This window comes from Kitasatospora sp. NPDC001660 (genome assembly GCF_053596725.1).
This window is the reverse complement of record NZ_JBSFGU010000019.1, coordinates 46,611-64,719: the sequence shown is the minus strand read 5'-3', so window position 1 is coordinate 64,719 and position 18,109 is coordinate 46,611. Positions and strand designations below refer to the sequence as shown.

Below are 18,109 nucleotides of genomic sequence, written 5' to 3'. Positions count from 1 at the left end.
GTGCGACGCCAGGTGATGGACCGGGCGGTGGGCCCGGCCCCGGAGGGTGCGACGGTGCCGCCGTCGCGGACGGCGTCCGGCTCGCCGGCGCTGTGTCCGGTGCGGGTGGCCGCCGAGGTCCTCACCCGGCCGGCGCGGCGCCGGGGGAAGGAACTGGAGAACGCGATCTTCGAGGCCACGCTCGACCAGCTCACCTCCGGCGGGTACGCGCGGCTGACGATGGAGGGCGTCGCCGCTGCGGCGCGGACCGGCAAGGCCGCGCTCTACCGGCGCTGGGCCTCCAAGGTCGAACTCGTCGTGGACGCCCTGGACTCCACTCTCCCACGCCCTAACGGCATCCCCGACCTCGGGTCCACCCGTGGTGAACTCCTGCAGCTCATCGACGTGTTCGCGGGCGCGATGAGCTCGCGCGCGGGCAGCGCCCTGCAGGTGCTGATGGGCGAGCTCGACCACGAACAGGCCCTGATGTTCAAGGACTTCATCGTGCAGCGGGTGATCGCGCCGACCACCGGGACGATCCTCGACATCCTCCGCCGCGGAGCCGAGCGCGGCGAGGTCCGCCCGGGGGCGGTCACCCCGATGGTCGCGGACGTCGCCCCGGCGATGCTGCTCTACCAGGTCAAGATCCGCGGCCGGGAGAACATGCCCCCCGACTACGCGGTCCGCCTGGTCGACGACGTGCTGGTGCCGATGATCCGGGTGTGACGTGCGACCCGGGCCGTCCCGGGCGGCCCGTGGCGGCTCCCGGGTGACCCGCGGCGGCCCTCCGGCGCGGCCTCGGCGGCCTCCTCCGAGGTGGCGCGGGGCGCCTCGGCGACAGGCTTAGGCTGGAGGCTGCCCCAGCTGAACGGGCCGCCCAGCCGAACGGAGCCTGTGATGCCCATCGTCCCGCCGACGCACTCCGTCGAGCGCTCGCTCCGCCGGGCCGGCGCCAAGATCGTCGTCGGGCTGGACGAGGTGGGGCGCGGCGCCTGGGCGGGCCCGGTCACGGTCGGTGCGGCCGTCACCGGGCTGCGCCGGCCGCCGGAGGGGCTCACCGACTCCAAGCTGCTCACCGAGCTGCGGCGCCGCGCGCTCGCCCCGGTCCTCGCCGACTGGGTCACCGCGTACGCGCTCGGCCACGCCTCGCCGCAGGAGTGCGACGAGCTCGGCATGACCGCGGCCCTGCGCCTGGCCGCCGTCCGCGCCCTGGCGGCGCTGCCGGTCGAGCCCGATGCGGTGATCCTCGACGGCAAGCACGACTACCTCGGCGGCCCCTGGCGGGTGCGCACGGTGATCAAGGGCGACCAGTCCTGCATCTGCGTCTCCGCCGCCTCGGTCCTCGCGAAGGTCCACCGCGACGGGCTGATGGCCGACCTCGGCGCGCAGTGCCCCGCGTACGGCTTCGCCGACAACGCCGGCTACCCCTCCCCGGTGCACCGCGCCGCGCTGGAGGAGTTCGGGCCCACCGAACACCACCGGCTCTCCTGGGCGTACTTGGACGCACTGCCGAAGTGGCGTCACCTGAAACGGGTTCGACCGGGTCTGGAGTCGGCCGAAGGCTCCGCCGACGAACAGTTGACGCTCGGTTTCTGACGGTCCGTCTGGAATTGCCCCGGGTGGCTCCGGTGGCGCGGCGGTGCCCAATGGGTGGGGTGCCCGTGCGCGTTCGACCGGCATTTGATAGATATCCGGGTATGCCTGTCTTCCCCGAGGAGCCGGAGATTCACGAGAGCCTCCCGGGCCCCGGCGTTCCCTTCCCCCGCGAGTCGGACGCACAAGCCCTCCGCGCGCCTGCCACCGGCAGCGCGCCCGCCACCGCACCCACCACCGTCGCCGCACCCGCCCCGGTGCCCGGCCCGCGCCCCGCGCCGCCGCGCCCGGCACCGCCGCGCGCCGACCGGCCCGGTCCGCAGCCGCGCCCGGTGCCCAGGCCCGGCCCGACGCCGCGCCGTCCGGCGCCCGCCGTGCCGCAGATCGAGGTCCGGCGGGTCGCGGCCACCCCGGCCGAGGCACTGGAGCGCGCCGACGAGGTGGTCGACCAGCTGCTCGACGCCGGGCGAGACCCGGGCGAGATCCTGGTGCTGACGGTCGGTGAGGCGCACCCGTGGCAGCAGCACGAGCTGTCCTTCGGCGAGGAGCGCTACTGGGCGCAACTCGCCGAGGGCGGGGACGTGTTCTACGCGGACGCCGCGCTGATCCGCCCGGCCCGCCGCGAGGTGGTCGTCCTGGTCGCCAACGGCGGACCGGCCGCCCGGGCCGCAGAGGCGTGCCCCGGGGCGCTCGAGCGCGCGTCCGTGCTGCTCGTGGTCTGCGGTGACGCCGGCCCGGCCGCCGCGGGTGCCGCCGGAGCGGCCCCCGGTCGTCCGGTCAGCGCCTGAGACGAGCGGTCCCGCCCGGGCCCGGTGCCGTACGGTGCCGGGCCCGCGGGCCGTCGTACCCCGCTGCCGTCCGCCGGTGGTCGTGGGGCCCGAGGGGCTCAGCGGGTCCCGGTGCGCCGGGCCGGTTGGACCGCGGCGACCCTGGCGGGTGTCCAGGGCTGCTCGGACGTCTGGCGCAGCGCGCGCCGGCCACTCGGAGTGTCCAGGGCCGAGCGCGGAGGCAGCTCCGTCACGGTGTGGACCGGTCCGTCCGCCCACGAACCAGCGTGCGGATTGCGGCCCTGCCGTCCGTCCCCGAGGATCTGCCAGCCGGCCGGGGTCAGCCCGATGTAGGAGCCGCAGCGCAGTCCGTGCAGGGCGGACGCGTCCCGCAGCGCCCACATCCAGGCCCCGTCCTGCTCGGTCCAGCCAGGGGCGCCCTCGCGGCAGCGCAGCAGCACCGCGGTGCGGGTCGGCGCCGGCTGGCGCAGGTCGTGCGGGGTGATCTGGCGCAGGTGCGCGAGCAGGGCGTTCCGGTGCTGCCAGCCGTCCGTGTCGTGCGGCCAGGGCGTGAACGAGGCCGAGGCGCTCAGGTGGTGCACCGCGTCGAGGACGGCGATCACGACCGTGCCCGGTTGGGGCAGGTGGCGCTGGTGCAGTTCCAGGACGAACTCGCGCGGATCGCGCAGCAACGGGATCCCCGAGGCGGTCCAGGTCTCCAGGTCCAGCAGCCGTCTGGGCGCCGAACTCCGGGCGAGGGGAGACTGACCTCGGCCGATACCGTTGATCACGATCCTCCTTCCCGACCCACGGGCACGCGGGTACGTGTGTACGCCGAAGGCCGGGTCCACCGGACCGGGTTTCGGGTACCCGCCAATTCTCGTGGCATCGGGGGCGGAGCGGCAACGATGAAATGATGAACGCCGCCCGAAAGTCCACGTTCTGCCGGATATATTCCACCGCGGCGCAAGCGGCGCTCAGGCATCTCCGCAGCCCGGCGAGGACCGGTGTGAACGGCCCGTGAACTGGGTTCCGCAATGTCATCGCCCCTCTCCTGTCGCTGGTGTTCCGTGGGTCCCCCGCCGGTGTGATCTCTCCCTCCTTTAGGCCATTCGAGTGAGTCCATTCGCGTGCGCGGCGCCGCCGTCCGGGCCCGGCTCAGGCCTGTACGGCCAGCACCAGGGGCAGCACCGCACTCGCTCCGGCGCGGCGCAGCAGACGCGCGGCGACGGTGACCGTCCAGCCCGAGTCGACCAGGTCGTCCACCAGCAGCACCGGACCGCCCGCGGCGGCCACCGCCTGCGCCAACTCGGGCGGCAGGACCAGTGCTTCGGCGACCGAGTGCAGCCGCTGCGCGCTGTTGCTGCGGGCGCCGTGCGGCGGACGGCCGGCCGCGTACTCGATCCGCCCGAGCAGCGGCAGCCGCCCGATCTCGGCGATCCGCGCGCCGAGGCTGCCGACCAGCTGGGGGCGGGTCGAGGAGGCCATGGTCACCACGCCGACCGGCCGCTCCAGCCGGGTGCCGTCGGCCGGGGCGGCCCCGGCCCAGCCGCCCGGCCCGCGCGCCCAGTCGGCGAGCACCGTGACCAGGGCGTCCACCGCTTCGCCGGGGACGGGCACGTCCGGCGCCTGCTCGGCGAGCAGGGTGCGCAGCCGGGTGCCCCAGCCGATGTCGGACAGCCGGCCGAGCGCCCGGCCGCTCTCGGCCTGCTCGCCGGCCGGGATGCGGCCCTTGAGCGGCACGCCCAGGGCGTCCATGCCGGTCGGCCAGAGCCGACGCGGCTCGAAGCCGACCCCGGGGCGGCCGAGCGCGGCGCGGGCGGCCTCCAGCGTGGCGGCGGACACCTCCGGGGAGTGCAGCGGTCCGGCGCAGTTGTCGCACCGCCCGCACGGCGAGGCCTCCTCGTCGTCCAGCTGCCGGCGCAGGAACTCCATCCGGCAGCCGGTGGCCGCCGCATACTCGCGCATGGCGCGCTGCTCGGCCTCGCGGGAGGCCGCGACCTTGGCGTAGCGGGCGGTGTCGTACTCCCAGCTCTGCCCGGTGGCCGTCCAGCCGCCCTTGACCCGGCGGACGGCACCGTCCACGTCGAGAACCTTGAGCATGGTCTCCAGCCGGGTGCGGCGCAGGTCCACCCGGGGTTCCAGGGCGGCCGTGGACAGCGGCCGGCCGGCCTCGGCGAGGGCGTCGATCGTGCGGCGCACCTGCTCCTCCGGGGGGAAGGCCAGCGAGGCGAAGTAGCGCCAGATCGCCTCGTCCTCGCGCCCCGGCAGGAGCAGCACCTCGGCCCGGTCGACGCCGCGGCCGGCCCGGCCGACCTGCTGGTAGTAGGCGATCGGGGAGCTGGGCGAGCCCAGGTGCACCACGAAGCCGAGGTCGGGCTTGTCGAAGCCCATGCCGAGCGCGGAGGTGGCGACCAGCGCCTTGACCCGGTTGGCCAGCAGGTCCGCCTCGGCGGTGCGGCGCTCGGCGTCCTCGGTGCGGCCGGAGTAGGAGGCCACGGCGAAGCCGCGCTCGCGCAGGAACGCGGCGACCTCCTCGGCCGCGGCCACCGTCAGGGTGTAGACGATGCCCGAGCCCGGCAGCCGGTCGAGGTGGTCGGCCAGCCAGGCGAGCCGGTGCGTCGGGTCGGGCAGGGCGAGCACGCCGAGGGTGAGGCTCTCCCGGTCGAGCGGGCCGCGCAGCACCAGGGCGTGCTCGTCGGCGGTGCCGGTGCCGAGCTGCTCGGCGACGTCGGCGGTGACCCGGGCGTTGGCCGTCGCGGTGGTGGCCAGCACCGGGACGCCGGGCGGGAGGTCGGCGAGCATGGTGCGCAGGCGGCGGTAGTCGGGGCGGAAGTCGTGGCCCCAGTCGGAGATGCAGTGCGCCTCGTCGACCACGAGCAGGCCGGTGGAGGCGGCGAGCTTGGGGAGCACCTGGTCGCGGAAGTCGGGGTTGTTCAGCCGCTCCGGGCTGACCAGCAGGACGTCCACCTGCCCGGCCGCCACCTCGGCCTGGACCGCGTCCCACTCCTCGGTGTTGGCCGAGTTGATGGTGCGGGCGTGGATGCCCGCCCGGGCCGCGGACTCGACCTGGTTGCGCATCAAGGCGAGCAGCGGCGAGACGATCACCGTCGGCCCGGCGCCCCGGGCGCGGAGCAGGGCGGTGGCGATGAAGTAGACGGCGGACTTGCCCCAGCCGGTGCGCTGCACGACCAGGGCCCGGCGGTGGTCGACCACGAGCGCCTCGATGGCCGTCCACTGGTCGTCGCGCAGGGCGGCGCCCGAGCCGGCCAGTTCGCGCAGGACGGCTTCGGCCCGCGCCCTGACCTCGGCGCGGTCGGCGGTGGTGGCGGTGGTGTGGATCTCGTGCGGCTGCATGGCGTCCATGTAACCCCGAGGTGCCGACAACGGGCGAATGCCGGGGCGGGGAGAAAGGTGGAGCGGAGGTGTATGTCATCCGCTCTTCGGTTGAACGGCTGTCAAATATCCCCCGGGAGAGTGGTGGTGGCCTGCTCCGAACGAGGGAAGCGGAATTTCGGCACGGAGTTGTCCACAGGAAAAAACAAAAGTCCGACGGGGATTCCGGGGTGCGGCACTCTTCCGGTCATGAACGCCATGAACAACGACAACGCCGTGAACAACGACCACGTGACGCTCTCCCTCGGCCCGGCCTCCGGTCACCGGCCGGTCACCATGCGCGGCCCGGCCGACATGGCCGAGCTGCTGCCCTACCTCCTGGGGTTCTTCCCCGACGACAGCATTGTCGCCGTCGGTCTGCACGGCCCCGACCTCCACCAGGGCGGGGTGCTCCGGGCGGACATCCCCGCGTCCCGCGCGCAGTGGCCGGCCGCGGCGGAGGAGACGGCGGCCCTTCTCGTCGACGTCTCCGAGCAGCGCGGCAGCCGCCCGATCCAGGTGCTCCTCTACCTCTGCCAGGATCCCGTCCCGGGGCACGGGCCGCCTGCGGTGGACGGCCTGCGGCCCCTGGCCGACGGCCTCCGGGCCGCGTTCGCCCGCCGGGGCGTGCCGGTCAAGGAGTCGCTGTGCGTCTCGGACGGCCGCTGGTGGTCCTTCCTCTGCCGCCGGGACGGCTGCTGCGATTCGGCGGGGAACCCGATCCGCCGTGCCCCCGCCCCGGGACCGGCCGCCGCCGCGGCGACGTTCGCCGGCCTCGCCCCGCGCGGCAGCCGGAAGGCGATCATCGCCGGGCTGGCCCCGATCGGGCCGCCGGGCGCCGACGCCCAGCGCGCGGCCCTCGCCCGGGCCGAGGCGGCCGATCCGCCGGAGCCGGGGGGCGCCCTGCTCGACCGGGCCTTCGCCGAGTTCGCGGCCGGTGCCCGCGAGCTCGACGAGGACCGGGCGGCGCAGTTGCTGGTCGCCCTCCGGGACCGGTTCACCCGGGACCGCGGCGCCGAGTACGTCCGGCCTGCGGAGCTGGCGCCCGCCGAGCGGCTCTGGCGCTTCCTCGCCCGGCGCGCCGTGCCGCCCCACGAGAGCTGTGCGGTGGCCCCGCTCACCCTGCTGGCCTGGGCCTCCTGGGTGGCGGGAGACACCGCGACGGCCCGGGTCGTGCTCGGTCGCGCGCTCGACCTCGACCCGTCCTACCTGCTGGCCGATCTGCTGCACGAGTCGCTCAACGACGGCATGACACCGGAGGCACTGCTCGCGGCCGTCGAGGGCCAGCGGCTGCGCCGGGAGGCACGGGAGGCACAGGAGGCACGTGAGCGCCCGGCGGCGCCGGAACCGGCCGTCGAGGAGCCCGCCGGCCCGGCCGTGGCCCCGGACGGGGCTCCCGGCGAGGCGCCGGGCGGATCCCGCGGAGGGGAGAGCAAGCCGACGACGGCCAGGCGCCGCCGCAGGGGCGGCCGCCGGGCGGGCTCGGTCACCGGCCCGGCACCGACGGGCGGTGCTCCCGGTGGCGCCGTCGAGGCCGCGCCGGAACCGGAGGGGTCCGGGCCGGTCGCCCTGCTCCCGGAGCCGGGCCGCCGCCCGGGCGAGCGGTCCTCCGGGAGCCTGCGGCTCGGCCGGAGTCGGGCCTGCGCCCGGACCGCGGTGCCGGTCGCGGGCGGCGCGCACCGCTGTACCCGGCGGTCGGCCAGGGGAGCCCGCCATGCGCGTTGACGTCCTCGCCCGCCCGCCGCGGGCTTCCCGGGGCCGGGGCCGGCTACACCTCGCCGCGCGCCATCTTGATCAGGCGGTCCAGCACCTTGCCGCCGCTCACCCGCAGGCCGTCGTGCTCCCACTCGTTGGTGATCCAGGTCCGCAGGCCGCGCACCGCGCGGGCGGTCTCCAGCGAGTCGGCGGTGTCCACGTACATGTCGTCGTGGTAGACGGCCGCCACGACGCGCACCTCGTTGGCGGCCAGCCGCTGCGGGTCGTACAGATCGGGCCAGTCGTTCCGGGTGGCCAGCAGGTCCGCGGCCTCCTTCAAGGGCCGCAGCGCCGGGTCGGTGTCGAACATCCAGGGGTAGATCATCTCCCCGGTGAACAGCACCGGGGCGTCCGAGTCCAGCGCGGCCCGGGCGTCGAATGCGGGGAACTCCTTGCGGATTCGCTCGGCCGACCACACGGTGCCGCCCCCGTCCACCGACCGCTGGCCGTAGATCGACTCGTGCAGCACCGCGTACAGCGGGCCCTCGGCGAAGGAGATCCTGGCCTGGACGCCGTACAGGAAGGTGTCGGAGAGCTCGGGCCCGGTAGGACCCTCCACCCAGGCCTCCTCCAGCAGGTAGTGCAGGGCGCCGGAGCCGCTGCCGCCGCCCAGCATCATCCCGAGCGACTGGAAGGCTTCGACGGTGAGCAGAGCGCCGTCGGGCAGCGTCGCCGGGGCGGCGGCGAGGTGCGCGGCGATCCGCCGCACCGCTTCGACGTCCTGCGGGAAGCGCGCGTAGTGGCCCTCGTTCTTGCGGACCACCCGAGGGTAGGCGGCCCGGTAGACGTCGTCCGCCGAGCTCCGCAGGCCGGCGAGGCCGCCGGTGATGAAGGCCTCGGTCAGGCCTTCGGGGGCGATCGAGAGGTAGGTGAGGGTGCAGAAACCGCCGAAGCTCTGGCCGAGCACGCTCCAGCGCCGGTCCGCGCCGAGCAGGCGGTGGCGGATCAGCTCGGCGTCGCGCACGATCGAGTCCGCGCGGAAGTGTGCCAGGTAGTCCGCCTGCTCCCGGGCGCCGCCGCGCCGGGCGAGGGTCTGCCGGGTCGCGGGCGTTGAGCGCCCGGTGCCGCGCTGGTCGAGCAGGAGCACCCGGTAGTCGTCCAGGGCCCGGTCCAGCCAGGCGTCCCGGCCGAGCGGGCGGGCCGCCTTGCCGCCGGGGCCGCCCTGGAGGAAGAGCAGCCAGGGCAGGTCGTCCCGCTCGCGGCCGGCGGCCACCACCTCGCGGGCGTACACCGCGATCTGCTCGCCCTGCGGGGTGGCGTGGTCGAGCGGGAGCTGGAAGACGTGGTCGGTCGTGACAATCCCGGGCAGCCGGCTGGCGGTGGACATACAACTCCTCGGTCTCTGCAGGTCACAGCGGTCACGTCGCCGTTCACGGTGTCACCGGGTGCGGGCGCCGCGACCTCCGCACCGTATCCTGGCCGCGATCGGGCACCGGTTCGACAGCTGCGCTCCTTGCCGGGGCGCGCCCGGGACCGGCCGACGCCGGGACCACGCGGTTCGCCGCCGGGGCCGTCGGTGACGGCCCGACAGCGGCCACCCGGGCGCTGCGGGTCCCGGTGCGCCGGAGCCCCGAGCTCCGGGCGGGCGTGACCTGGGGCCGGTGTGCGACGTTGACTCCGGGGGCCCTGTGTGCGCACCGCGGCGGGATCCGCGCCGCACCGGCGCCCCCGCGCACCGGACCGCGAGCGTCCGCACACGGCACCGCGCCCGGCCGCCGCGCGCGAGCGCCAGGCCAGGGCGGCGGGCCGCGGGGAGAGGGCGTCACCGGCGTGCCGGGGCGCACGACCTGACGACGGGCCGGGCACACCGACGTGCCCGGCGCGAAGACCCGGCGCGCCGGTACCGGCCCGGTACCGCGCACGGCATGGCACGGCCCGGCACCGGGTACGGCCAGACACGGCACACCCGCCGACGGGACACCCCGCCGGCTCGGCACCATCAGCACGCGATCGAGCATGCTCGCGGCCCACCGGCCTGACCCGGCCACCGGACCGCCGAGGGGAGGAGAGTCCGGTGACCGCCATGAGGCCGCCCCAGGCCGTGCCGGCCGAGAGCGTGGTCGGCGCGCCGAGACCGGTCGGCCGTCCCGACCACGTCCCGGCGGGCCCGCCCCGGCCGCAGCCCGCCGCCGTCCACCACGCGGTGCTCTGCGTCAAGGCCCCCGGGATGGCCGCCTCCGGCCCGGACGGCCAGCTGCGCGGGCATGGGCTGCACGGCTTCTACCGCAACGGCGTCCGGGTCCTCGCCCGGATGGAGCTGCGCCTCGGCGGCATGGAGCCGTTGCCCCTCCAGGGCACCCCGACCAGCGCCGCCGAGGCCCGCTTCCTCGGCGCCGTCCGCCTCCCCGGCGACCTCGACCCGGACCCGGCGCTCACCGTCGAGCGGCTGCGCCACGCAGACGGCCTGGAGACGGTGATCGTGCGCAACACCGGCGCCCGGCCCGCCCGGCTCCCGCTGGAGATCGCGCTCGGCACCGACCTCGGCCCGGTCGGCGAGATCGCCGCCGGGCACCGTTCGCCGGACCTGCCGGGGCAGGTGCAGTCCGCCGGCCTGCGCTGGGCCGGCCCGGCGCACAGCGCCGTGGTCGCCGCCAAGCCGTCCCCGCACGCCGTCCTCGCCGGTGCCGGAGTGCTCCGCTGGGACCTGGAGGTGCAGCCCGGCGCGCGCTGGTCGGTCGAGCTGCGCGCCGAACTGGAGAGCACCGTGCCCGGCCCGCGTCCGCCCGGCGGCCGCGGTACCGGCGTGCCGCTGCCCTGGTCCGAACCGGAGGTGCGCAGCGACGACCCCCGCGCGGCGCTGCTGGTCGCCCGTTCCCTCGACGCCCTCGGCGGCCTGCTGTTCGCCGACCCGGACCGCCCGACCGACCTCTACCCGGCCTCGGGTGCACCCTGGCGCTTCGGCCTCGCCCCGGCCGACGCGCTCTGGGCCGCCCGGCTGACGCTCCCGCTCGGCACCCGGCTCGCCGCCGGCACCCTGCGAGCCCTGGCCCGGCGCCAGCAGCTCACCCCGGCCCCCGGCCGCACCGAGGGGCTGCTGCCCGGCGCCCTGCGGCACGGCGGCCCCGAGCTGCCGCCCACCTGCACCGCCACCGAGGCCACCCTGCTGTTCGTCACGGTGCTGGCCGAGGCCTGGCGCTGGGGCCTGCCCAGGGCCGAGGTCGCGGACCTGCTCCCGGCCGCCGAGCGGGCCCTCGACGCCCTCCGCGAGGGCCTGGTCGACGGCTTCGTCACCGACCTGAGCCGCCCGGTGGAGGACCGTGCCGCCCACCCGGTGGCCGCCCGCGCGGAGGTCCAGGCCCAGGCGCACCGCGCCGCCCTGCACGGCGCGGAGCTCCTGGAGGCCTTCGGCCGCCCCGGCGCCGAGGAGTGGCGCGGCTGGGCCGCCGGGCTGCGCGGCCGCTTCCGCGAGCGGTTCTGGATCGACGACCTCTTCGGCGGCCGCCCCGCCGCGGGCCTCGGCCCGGATGGTCAGCCGCTCCCGGCCGTCGTCTCCTCCTTCGTCCACCTGCTCGACACCGGCCTGGCCGTCGACGGCGGTCGCCACGAGAGCCTGCTGGACCGCGAGCAGACCCGGCTGCTCGCCCAGCGGCTCGTGGCCCCGGAGCTCGACAGCGGCTGGGGTCTGCGCACCCTCAGCGCCAAGTCGCCCCGCTTCAACCCGCTGGGCCACCGGAGCGGTGCCGTGCGGGTGCACGAGACCGCCCTCGCGATCGCCGGGCTCGCCGAGGCCGGCCACGAGAACGAGGCCGGCACCCTACTGGAGGGCCTGCTCGCCGCGGCCGTCCACTTCGAGGGCCGCGTGCCCGAGATGTACGCCGGAGAGCAGCGCATCCCCGGCTGCCCGCCCGTCCCGCACCCGGCGGCGTGCCGCCCGGCGGCGGTCTCGGCCGCCGGGGCCGCCCACGCGGTCTTCGCCCTCGCCGGGGTCCGCCCGGACGTCCCCGGTGGCCGGGTCAAGGTCCGCCCGGCCAGCACGGCCCCCCTCGGAGAGCTGGAACTGACCAACCTGCGGGTGTCCGGCGAGCCTTTCTCCGTCAGGGTGAGCCGGATCGGCGTGGCGATGGTCGAGGAGGCGCCCGCGGACCTCCAGCTGGTGGCGCGCTGATCCCTGCCCCGGCCCGCCCGCGGACCACGGGCACGGGTTGTACACGGGCCTGTGCTTATCGTCAGAGAGACGACTATGATCGTCGCCATGTCGCGCTATGACCCGTCGGCCTTCCCCCCGTTCGCTGTCACGGTTGACCTGGTGGTGCTGACGGTGCGCGACCATGCGCTGTGCGCCCTGCTGGTGAGACGAGGGGAGCCCCCGTTCCAGGGGTACTGGGCGCTGCCCGGCGGGTTCGTGCGGCCGGACGAAGGGCTGGCCGAGGCGGCCTCGCGCGAGCTGGCCGAGGAGACCGGGCTGCGGGCGCACTCCGCGCCCGGGCACGACGCGGCGGGCCCGGGCGCGGCCGGCGCCCACTTGGAGCAGCTCGCCACCTACGGCCACCCGCAGCGCGATCCCCGGATGCGGGTGGTCAGCGTCGCGTACCTCGTCCTCGCTCCCGACCTGCCGACACCGCGGGCGGGCGGGGACGCCAGCAGCGCCCGCTGGGCGCCGGTCGCCGAACTGCTCGGGCAGAGCCCGGCCGACGGGGTTCCGCTCGCCTTCGACCACGGACTGATCCTCGCCGACGGGGTCGAGCGCGCCCGCTCCAAGATCGAGTACTCCTCGCTCGCGACCGCCTTCTGTCCGACCGAGTTCACCGTCGGCGAGCTGCGGCGGGTCTACGAGGCGGTCTGGGGCGTGGCCCTGGACCCGCGGAACTTCCATCGCAAGGTCACCGGCACCCCCGGTTTTTTGCTGCCCTCCGGTGGCACGACGACCCGTCAGGGCGGCCGCCCGGCCCAGCTGTTCACCGCCGGCGGCGCGACCGTGCTCAACCCGCCCATGCTCCGCCCGGAGTCCTGAGGTCGCGTGCCCCCGTGCCTGGGCCCGCGCGGCCGGGAACCGCAGGATCGGATTGTCCCCTGATCGGGTGAGGTGGGTGGCCCGCAGGCCCGTGCCGCTCCCGTAATGCCCGGAATCTCCTTCGCCGACCCCTAATGTGCTGGCGCGGGGCCGGTCGAGGGCATGGGAGCAGGCAGCGATGATCCAGATCACCGGACTGACCAAGGTTCGCGGCAAGGGCGTTCCGCCGGCCGTGCTGGACCTGACCTTCGACGCGAGGCCCGGCCTCGTGACGGCGCTGCTCGGCCCCGAGGGCTCCGGCAAGTCCACCGCGCTGCGGTTGATGCTCGAACTCGAACGGGGTCATGGTGTCACGCTCTTCGACGGCCGCACCTACCGCCGTCTGCGCCGCCCCGAGCGCGAGGTCGGCGTGCTGCTGCCCGGGCCGGGGGAGGCGGCGGCGGCCGTGGCCGGCCACCCGGGCCGCACCGCGCGCGGCCAGCTGCTGATGCTCGCCGCGGCCGTCGGCGTGCCCGCCGGGCGCGCCGATGAACTGCTGGAGCAGACCCGGCTGGCCACCGTCGCCGGGCAGCGGCTGCGCACCTTCTCGCCCGGCATGCACCGGCGGCTGGCGCTGGCGGTCGCGCTGCTGGGCGACCCCGGCACGCTCCTCCTGGACGCGCCGACCGAGGGCCTGTCCCCGCGCAACGTGGAGTGGTTCCACTCCTTCCTGCGCTCGTTCGCCGTCGCGGGCGGGACGGTCCTGGTGACCACCCGCACCCCGCAGGAGGCTGCCCTGCTGGCCGACCGCGTGATCACGCTGGACCAGGGCCAGCTGGTGGCGGACCAGCCGGTGGCGGAGTTCCGCCGCACCCGGCTCAGCCCCGAAGTAGCCGTCCGCGGACCGCAGATGGCGCGCCTCGCCGACCTCCTGGTGAGCCAGGGTGCCCAGGTGCGCCGGGACGGCGGCGCCGGTCTCGCCGTGGCGGGCATCGAACGCACCGAGATCGGCGAACTCGCCTACCGGCACGGCATCCTGCTGCACGAGCTGGCGGACCGGGTGGTCGAGCAGCCCGCCCCGAAGGCCGCCCTGACGGTCTCCTCGGGCCGCTCCGGCCAGATCCACCTGCAGCCGAAGTCCGCCGCGCAGCCGCGGTCGGTGGCCGAACCGGCCGCCCCGAAGTCCCAGGACGACGCCGCGCTCCCCACCCAAGCCCTGCCCGTCGCGACCGCCCTCGCTGTCGCCGAGGCCTCCCGTGAGCCCTTGCATGAGCTCTCCCCCGAGCCCCCGCACGAGCCCGAGCCCCCGCACGAGCCCGAGTCCGTGCCCAGGCCCGCGCCCGCGCCCAGGCCCGCGCCCGTGCCCACGCTCGTGCCCCGGCCCGAGCCCCGCGCCGCCGACAGCACCGCTCCGACCGTCGCCCAGGGCCGGCTTTACCGGGACGGTCCCGCCGCTCCGGCCGGCACCCTGCCGTCCGACGACACCGTCCGGCTCGGCCGGCTGACGCCGAACGGGCCCCCGGCTGTCACCTCGACCGCTACCCCGGCCGTCACCCCGGCCGCTTCCGCGATCCCCACCACCCCCGACGACCACCGGAGCGAGTGAACCGTGCGCGTCCTGGCCTACGAGCTGCGCCGGCTGCGCGGCCTCCGTTCCACCTGGCTGCTCCTCGCCGCCGTGCTGCTCTGCGACGCCGTCGTGGCCGCCGTCCTGGCGAGCCAGCGGCCCGAGGGCCCGCTGTCCGGCCCGGCGGGGGTGCGGCTGCTGACCGCGGCCGTCCCGCTGCTCCCGCTGCCGTTCGCGGCGCTCGGGGCCGGCGTGCTGGGTGCCCTCGCGTACGGGCACGAGGTGAGCTACCCGGGGCTGCCGGGCTCGTACGTGTCGTGCCTGCGCCGGGTGCGACTGCTGGTGGCCAAGCTGCTGGTGATCGGCCCGGTGGCCGGGCTGCTGGCGCTGGCCACCCTGCTGGTGGACACGGTGGCCGTGCACCTCGCGCTGCCCGCCGGGGTGACGGTGGCGGCCTGGGCGGACCCGTCCGCGCTGTCCGGCCGGGTGTCCGGGGCACTGGCATCCGCCGGGCTGTCCCGGCTCGCCGACCTGCCGGGGGCGTTCGCGCCGGCGGCCCTGGTCGCGGGGCACGGGGTGCCGGGCGCCCTGCTGGCCTTCGTCGTGCTGACGGTCGTGGCGGGCTGGACCGGCGTGCTGACGGCCTCGCTCACCCGCAGTGCCACCGCCGGGGTGCTGCTGCTGTGCGCGCTGCCGGCCCTGCTGGAGTCGGGCGTGGCGCTGCTGCTGCGGCAGACCGGCACGCCGTGGCCGACCCGGATGGCCGAACTGCTGCCGTTCCAGTCCGGCGTCGAGTGGGCGTACGGGTGGGTTTACGGTGGCGCCCGGCGGGTGGCGCCCGGCGGCGCGGCGCTGACGGACCCGGCGCTCCTCGCGGCGGCGGCCGCCCCGGCGGCCGTCCTGCTGGTGGCGGCCCTGGCGGTCCAGACCCGCCGTCGCGCGTTCTGATTCCCGGGTCGCCGCCCCGAACCATCAAGATCGACCAGCAGTGACCGTATTGCGTGGTTCTTCCTGATAAGAAGTCAATTATCCAGTCACGGTCGATCACCCTTTCGTGTGCTTTTCACGAGAATTCTCAAGCTGCGCCTGCCGATCGCCGACAAAGGACCTGTGAGTACCCTTGCGCACCCCACCATGACCCCCGCCCGTTCCGCCGAAGGGCCCGTCCACGGCCCCGGCGACCTGGACCGCTTCTCGTACGCCGACCGGCCGACCCCGCCGGCGCCCCGCTGGGAGGGCGCCGAGTCCGAGCTCGCCCGGGTCGGCCGCAAGACCACCAGCAGCCGCGGTCGCGGCCTGCACGGCCAGCTGGTCCAGCAGCTCGGCCAGATGATCGTCTCCGGCGACCTCGGCGCCGACCGCCCGCTCGTGCCCGAGGAGATCGGGCAGCGCTTCGAGGTCTCCCGTACGGTCGTCCGCGAGTCGTTGCGCGTACTGGAGGCCAAGGGCCTGGTCAGCGCCCGGCCGAACGTCGGCACCCGGGTCCGCCCGGTCGGCGACTGGAACCTGCTCGACCCGGACATCATCGAGTGGCGCGCCTTCGGCCCCCAACGGGACGAGCAGCGCCGGGAGCTCTTCGAGCTGCGCTGGGCCATCGAGCCGCTGGCCGCCCGGCTGGCCGCCGGCCACGGCCGTGAGGACGTCCAGCAGCGCCTGGTCGAGCTGGTCGAGATCATGGGCCACGCCGCCGCCCAGGCCGACCTCTCCACCTACACCCGGGCCGACGCCGAGTTGCACGGCCTCGTCCTGCAGATGGCGGGCAACCGGATGCTGGAGCACCTCTCGGGGATCGTCTCCTGCGCGCTCCAGGTCTCGGGCGGACCGGCCACCTCGTGCGAGCGGCCCTCCGAGGCCTCGGTCAGCCTGCACGCCCGGCTGGTGGACGCGCTCGGTACCGGCGACGGCACCGCGGGCGAGGCCGCGATGCGGTCGCTGCTCACCGTCCATCCCGAGATCGAGCCGTCCGTCCCGGCTCCCCGGGAGCACTGAGCTGTCTGGTTCGGTCCGCCCGCCCACGGCCCTCCGGTCGCACCGTCCGGTGCAGCCGGAGGGCCGTCCTGCTGGACGCCCGGAACGACTCCCGGCAGGGCTTTTCGGAAGAGCTCCCAGTCTGGGCAACATGTCCATGGCAGAAGACTCCGGCGCGAGTGCGCGATGATGGAGTCCGGCCCCGGGCCGCGGTCGCCGAGCGGTGTGACCCGCGACACGAAGGCCATGCGTAACACTTGACGAGTAGCAGCGATGTGTCCTGAGCGGAAGCAGCTCCGGAATACTCCAGCGCGCCAGATGGCTGTGCTGGTCCGCGGCGCTGCTGCCGTCCTGCAAACCCTGTCCTCAAGCCCGAGTCGGTCGGAATCGACACCGCGCGTCCGACGCGCGATCTCCTTCCCCGCCCGCTCGGGCGGCCGGTACGGGTTCGAGTCCACTCATCGTCCGAGAGGTTGTTCGTGTCGGCCAGCACATCCCGTTCGCTTCCCCCCGAGATCGCCGAGTCCGCGGCTCTGCTGGCGCTCATCGAGCGGGGCAAGGCCCAGGGGCAGATCGCCGGTGACGACGTGCGCCAGGCGTTCGAGGCGGACCAGATCCCGGTCACCAAGTGGAAGAACGTCATGCGCAGCCTCAATCAGGTGCTGATTGAGGAGGGGGTGGACCTCATGGTGAGCGCGGCCGAGCCGGCCGGTGCCAAGCGCAAGAGCGTTGCCGCCAAGAGCCCCACGAAGCGCACCGCCACCAAGGCTGTCACCACCCGGACCCCGGCTGCTCCGTCGGCCCCGACCAAGCCGCCCGTGCGCATCGCGCCCGGCGCCCCCGTCGCGGCCCCGGCCGTGGCGGCCGCCGCCGCGGCACCGGCGCCCACCGTGTCCGCCGAGATCACCGTCGAGGGGACGACCACGGTCGTCGCCGAGGCGAAGGCGGCCCCGGCGAAGAAGGCCGCCCCGGCAAAGAAGGCCGTGGCCAAGAAGGCTGCCGCGCCGGCCAAGAAGGCCGCCGCCAAGAAGACCGCCACCGCCAAGGCCGCCAAGGGCGCCGAGGACGAGCTGCTCGGCGACGAGGAACTGCTCGACGACGTCGCGCTGCCCGGCGACAAGGCCGGTGCCGAGGCCGAGACCGGCCCGGAGGAGGAGTCGGAGGGCTTCGTCCTCTCCGACGACGACGAGGACGACGCGCCGGCCCAGCAGGTCGCCGTCGCCGGCGCCACCGCCGACCCGGTCAAGGACTACCTGAAGCAGATCGGCAAGGTCCCGCTGCTCAACGCCGAGCAGGAGGTCGAGCTCGCCAAGCGCATCGAGGCCGGCCTGTTCGCCGAGGACAAGCTCTCGGCCGCCGACAAGCTCGCCCCCAAGCTCAAGCGCGAGCTGGAGATCATCGCCGAGGACGGCCGCCGCGCCAAGAACCACCTGCTGGAGGCCAACCTCCGCCTCGTGGTCTCGCTGGCCAAGCGCTACACCGGCCGCGGCATGCTCTTCCTGGACCTGATCCAGGAGGGCAACCTCGGTCTGATCCGCGCGGTCGAGAAGTTCGACTACACCAAGGGCTACAAGTTCTCCACCTACGCCACGTGGTGGATCCGCCAGGCGATCACCCGCGCCATGGCCGACCAGGCCCGCACCATCCGCATCCCGGTGCACATGGTCGAGGTCATCAACAAGCTGGCCCGCGTCCAGCGCCAGATGCTCCAGGACCTAGGCCGCGAGCCCACCCCGGAGGAGCTGGCCAAGGAACTCGACATGACCCCCGAGAAGGTCATCGAGGTCCAGAAGTACGGCCGCGAGCCGATCTCGCTGCACACCCCGCTCGGCGAGGACGGCGACAGCGAGTTCGGTGACCTGATCGAGGACTCCGAGGCGGTCGTGCCGGCCGACGCGGTCTCCTTCACCCTGCTCCAGGAGCAGCTGCACTCGGTGCTGGACACCCTGTCCGAGCGCGAGGCCGGCGTCGTGTCGATGCGCTTCGGCCTGACGGACGGTCAGCCGAAGACCCTCGACGAGATCGGCAAGGTGTACGGGGTCACCCGTGAGCGCATCCGCCAGATCGAGTCGAAGACCATGTCGAAGCTGCGCCACCCGTCGCGCTCCCAGGTGCTGCGCGACTACCTGGACTGATCCGACGGCAGTGAAGCACCTCTGAGAAGGCCCGGAGCCC

13 protein-coding genes are annotated in these 18,109 nt (G+C 75.2%); 10 read left to right on the top strand and 3 right to left on the bottom strand.

Annotation, left to right across the window (positions count from 1 at the left end; all coding sequences use genetic code 11):
- From ACWCXH_RS21490 to ACWCXH_RS21480, 3 genes are all read left to right on the top strand, one after another.
- Positions 1-705 carry a TetR-like C-terminal domain-containing protein gene (locus ACWCXH_RS21490; RefSeq protein WP_449803027.1) on the top strand — a complete coding sequence of 235 codons (705 nt, stop codon included), beginning with the start codon at positions 1-3 and terminating at the stop codon, positions 703-705.
- Positions 706-876: 171 nt separating this feature from the next.
- Complete coding sequence (locus tag ACWCXH_RS21485; RefSeq protein WP_449803026.1) at positions 877-1,575, top strand: ribonuclease HII; 699 nt, start codon at positions 877-879, stop codon at positions 1,573-1,575.
- A gap of 101 nt (positions 1,576-1,676) precedes the next feature.
- Positions 1,677-2,360, top strand: coding sequence for a hypothetical protein (locus ACWCXH_RS21480; RefSeq protein WP_449803025.1), 684 nt, complete (start codon positions 1,677-1,679; stop codon positions 2,358-2,360).
- Between the two features lie 98 nt (positions 2,361-2,458).
- Here the strand turns inward: ACWCXH_RS21480 and ACWCXH_RS21475 are convergent, their stop codons facing one another.
- On the bottom strand, positions 2,459-3,070 hold the full coding sequence (locus ACWCXH_RS21475; RefSeq protein WP_449803086.1) for a hypothetical protein: 612 nt from the start codon (positions 3,068-3,070) through the stop codon (positions 2,459-2,461).
- A 427-nt stretch (positions 3,071-3,497) separates the two neighbouring features.
- Positions 3,498-5,696 (bottom strand): RecQ family ATP-dependent DNA helicase, encoded by a 2,199-nt coding sequence (locus tag ACWCXH_RS21470; protein ID WP_449803085.1) that lies wholly within the window; start codon positions 5,694-5,696, stop codon positions 3,498-3,500.
- 228 nt (positions 5,697-5,924) lie between these two features.
- Here ACWCXH_RS21470 and ACWCXH_RS21465 point away from each other — a divergent pair, with 228 nt between their 5' ends.
- Entirely contained in the window at positions 5,925-7,439 is a 1,515-nt protein-coding gene (locus ACWCXH_RS21465) for a DUF4192 domain-containing protein (RefSeq protein ID WP_449803024.1), read from the top strand.
- A gap of 43 nt (positions 7,440-7,482) precedes the next feature.
- On the opposite strand, the gene ACWCXH_RS21460 is transcribed toward ACWCXH_RS21465, so the two are convergent.
- Complete coding sequence (locus tag ACWCXH_RS21460; protein ID WP_449803023.1) at positions 7,483-8,796, bottom strand: alpha/beta fold hydrolase; 1,314 nt, start codon at positions 8,794-8,796, stop codon at positions 7,483-7,485.
- Between the two features lie 696 nt (positions 8,797-9,492).
- On the opposite strand from ACWCXH_RS21460, the gene ACWCXH_RS21455 reads away from it, so the two are divergent.
- From ACWCXH_RS21455 to ACWCXH_RS21430, 6 genes are all read left to right on the top strand, one after another.
- Positions 9,493-11,574, top strand: coding sequence for a glycogen debranching N-terminal domain-containing protein (locus ACWCXH_RS21455; RefSeq protein WP_449803084.1), 2,082 nt, complete (start codon positions 9,493-9,495; stop codon positions 11,572-11,574).
- 87 nt (positions 11,575-11,661) lie between these two features.
- On the top strand, positions 11,662-12,420 hold the full coding sequence (locus tag ACWCXH_RS21450) for an NUDIX hydrolase (protein WP_449803022.1): 759 nt from the start codon (positions 11,662-11,664) through the stop codon (positions 12,418-12,420).
- Between the two features lie 178 nt (positions 12,421-12,598).
- Positions 12,599-14,005, top strand: a complete 1,407-nt coding sequence (locus tag ACWCXH_RS21445; protein WP_449803021.1) for an ABC transporter ATP-binding protein — start codon at positions 12,599-12,601, stop codon at positions 14,003-14,005.
- A gap of 3 nt (positions 14,006-14,008) precedes the next feature.
- Positions 14,009-14,914, top strand: a complete 906-nt coding sequence (locus tag ACWCXH_RS21440) for a hypothetical protein (RefSeq protein WP_449803020.1) — start codon at positions 14,009-14,011, stop codon at positions 14,912-14,914.
- A gap of 108 nt (positions 14,915-15,022) precedes the next feature.
- Complete coding sequence (locus ACWCXH_RS21435) at positions 15,023-15,955, top strand: FadR/GntR family transcriptional regulator (RefSeq protein WP_449803019.1); 933 nt, start codon at positions 15,023-15,025, stop codon at positions 15,953-15,955.
- 452 nt (positions 15,956-16,407) lie between these two features.
- Positions 16,408-18,069 carry an RNA polymerase sigma factor gene (locus ACWCXH_RS21430; RefSeq protein ID WP_449803018.1) on the top strand — a complete coding sequence of 554 codons (1,662 nt, stop codon included), beginning with the start codon at positions 16,408-16,410 and terminating at the stop codon, positions 18,067-18,069.
- The last annotated feature ends 40 nt before the right edge of the window (positions 18,070-18,109 follow it).

Coding starts and splice junctions, on each gene's coding strand:
- ACWCXH_RS21485 (WP_449803026.1), top strand. CDS start 877: ATGCCCATCGTCCCGCCGACGCACTCCGTCGAGCGCTCGCTCCGCCGG.
- ACWCXH_RS21480 (WP_449803025.1), top strand. CDS start 1,677: ATGCCTGTCTTCCCCGAGGAGCCGGAGATTCACGAGAGCCTCCCGGGC.
- ACWCXH_RS21470 (WP_449803085.1), bottom strand. CDS start 5,696: ATGCAGCCGCACGAGATCCACACCACCGCCACCACCGCCGACCGCGCC.
- ACWCXH_RS21465 (WP_449803024.1), top strand. CDS start 5,925: ATGAACGCCATGAACAACGACAACGCCGTGAACAACGACCACGTGACG.
- ACWCXH_RS21460 (WP_449803023.1), bottom strand. CDS start 8,796: ATGTCCACCGCCAGCCGGCTGCCCGGGATTGTCACGACCGACCACGTC.
- ACWCXH_RS21455 (WP_449803084.1), top strand. CDS start 9,493: ATGAGGCCGCCCCAGGCCGTGCCGGCCGAGAGCGTGGTCGGCGCGCCG.
- ACWCXH_RS21450 (WP_449803022.1), top strand. CDS start 11,662: ATGTCGCGCTATGACCCGTCGGCCTTCCCCCCGTTCGCTGTCACGGTT.
- ACWCXH_RS21445 (WP_449803021.1), top strand. CDS start 12,599: ATGATCCAGATCACCGGACTGACCAAGGTTCGCGGCAAGGGCGTTCCG.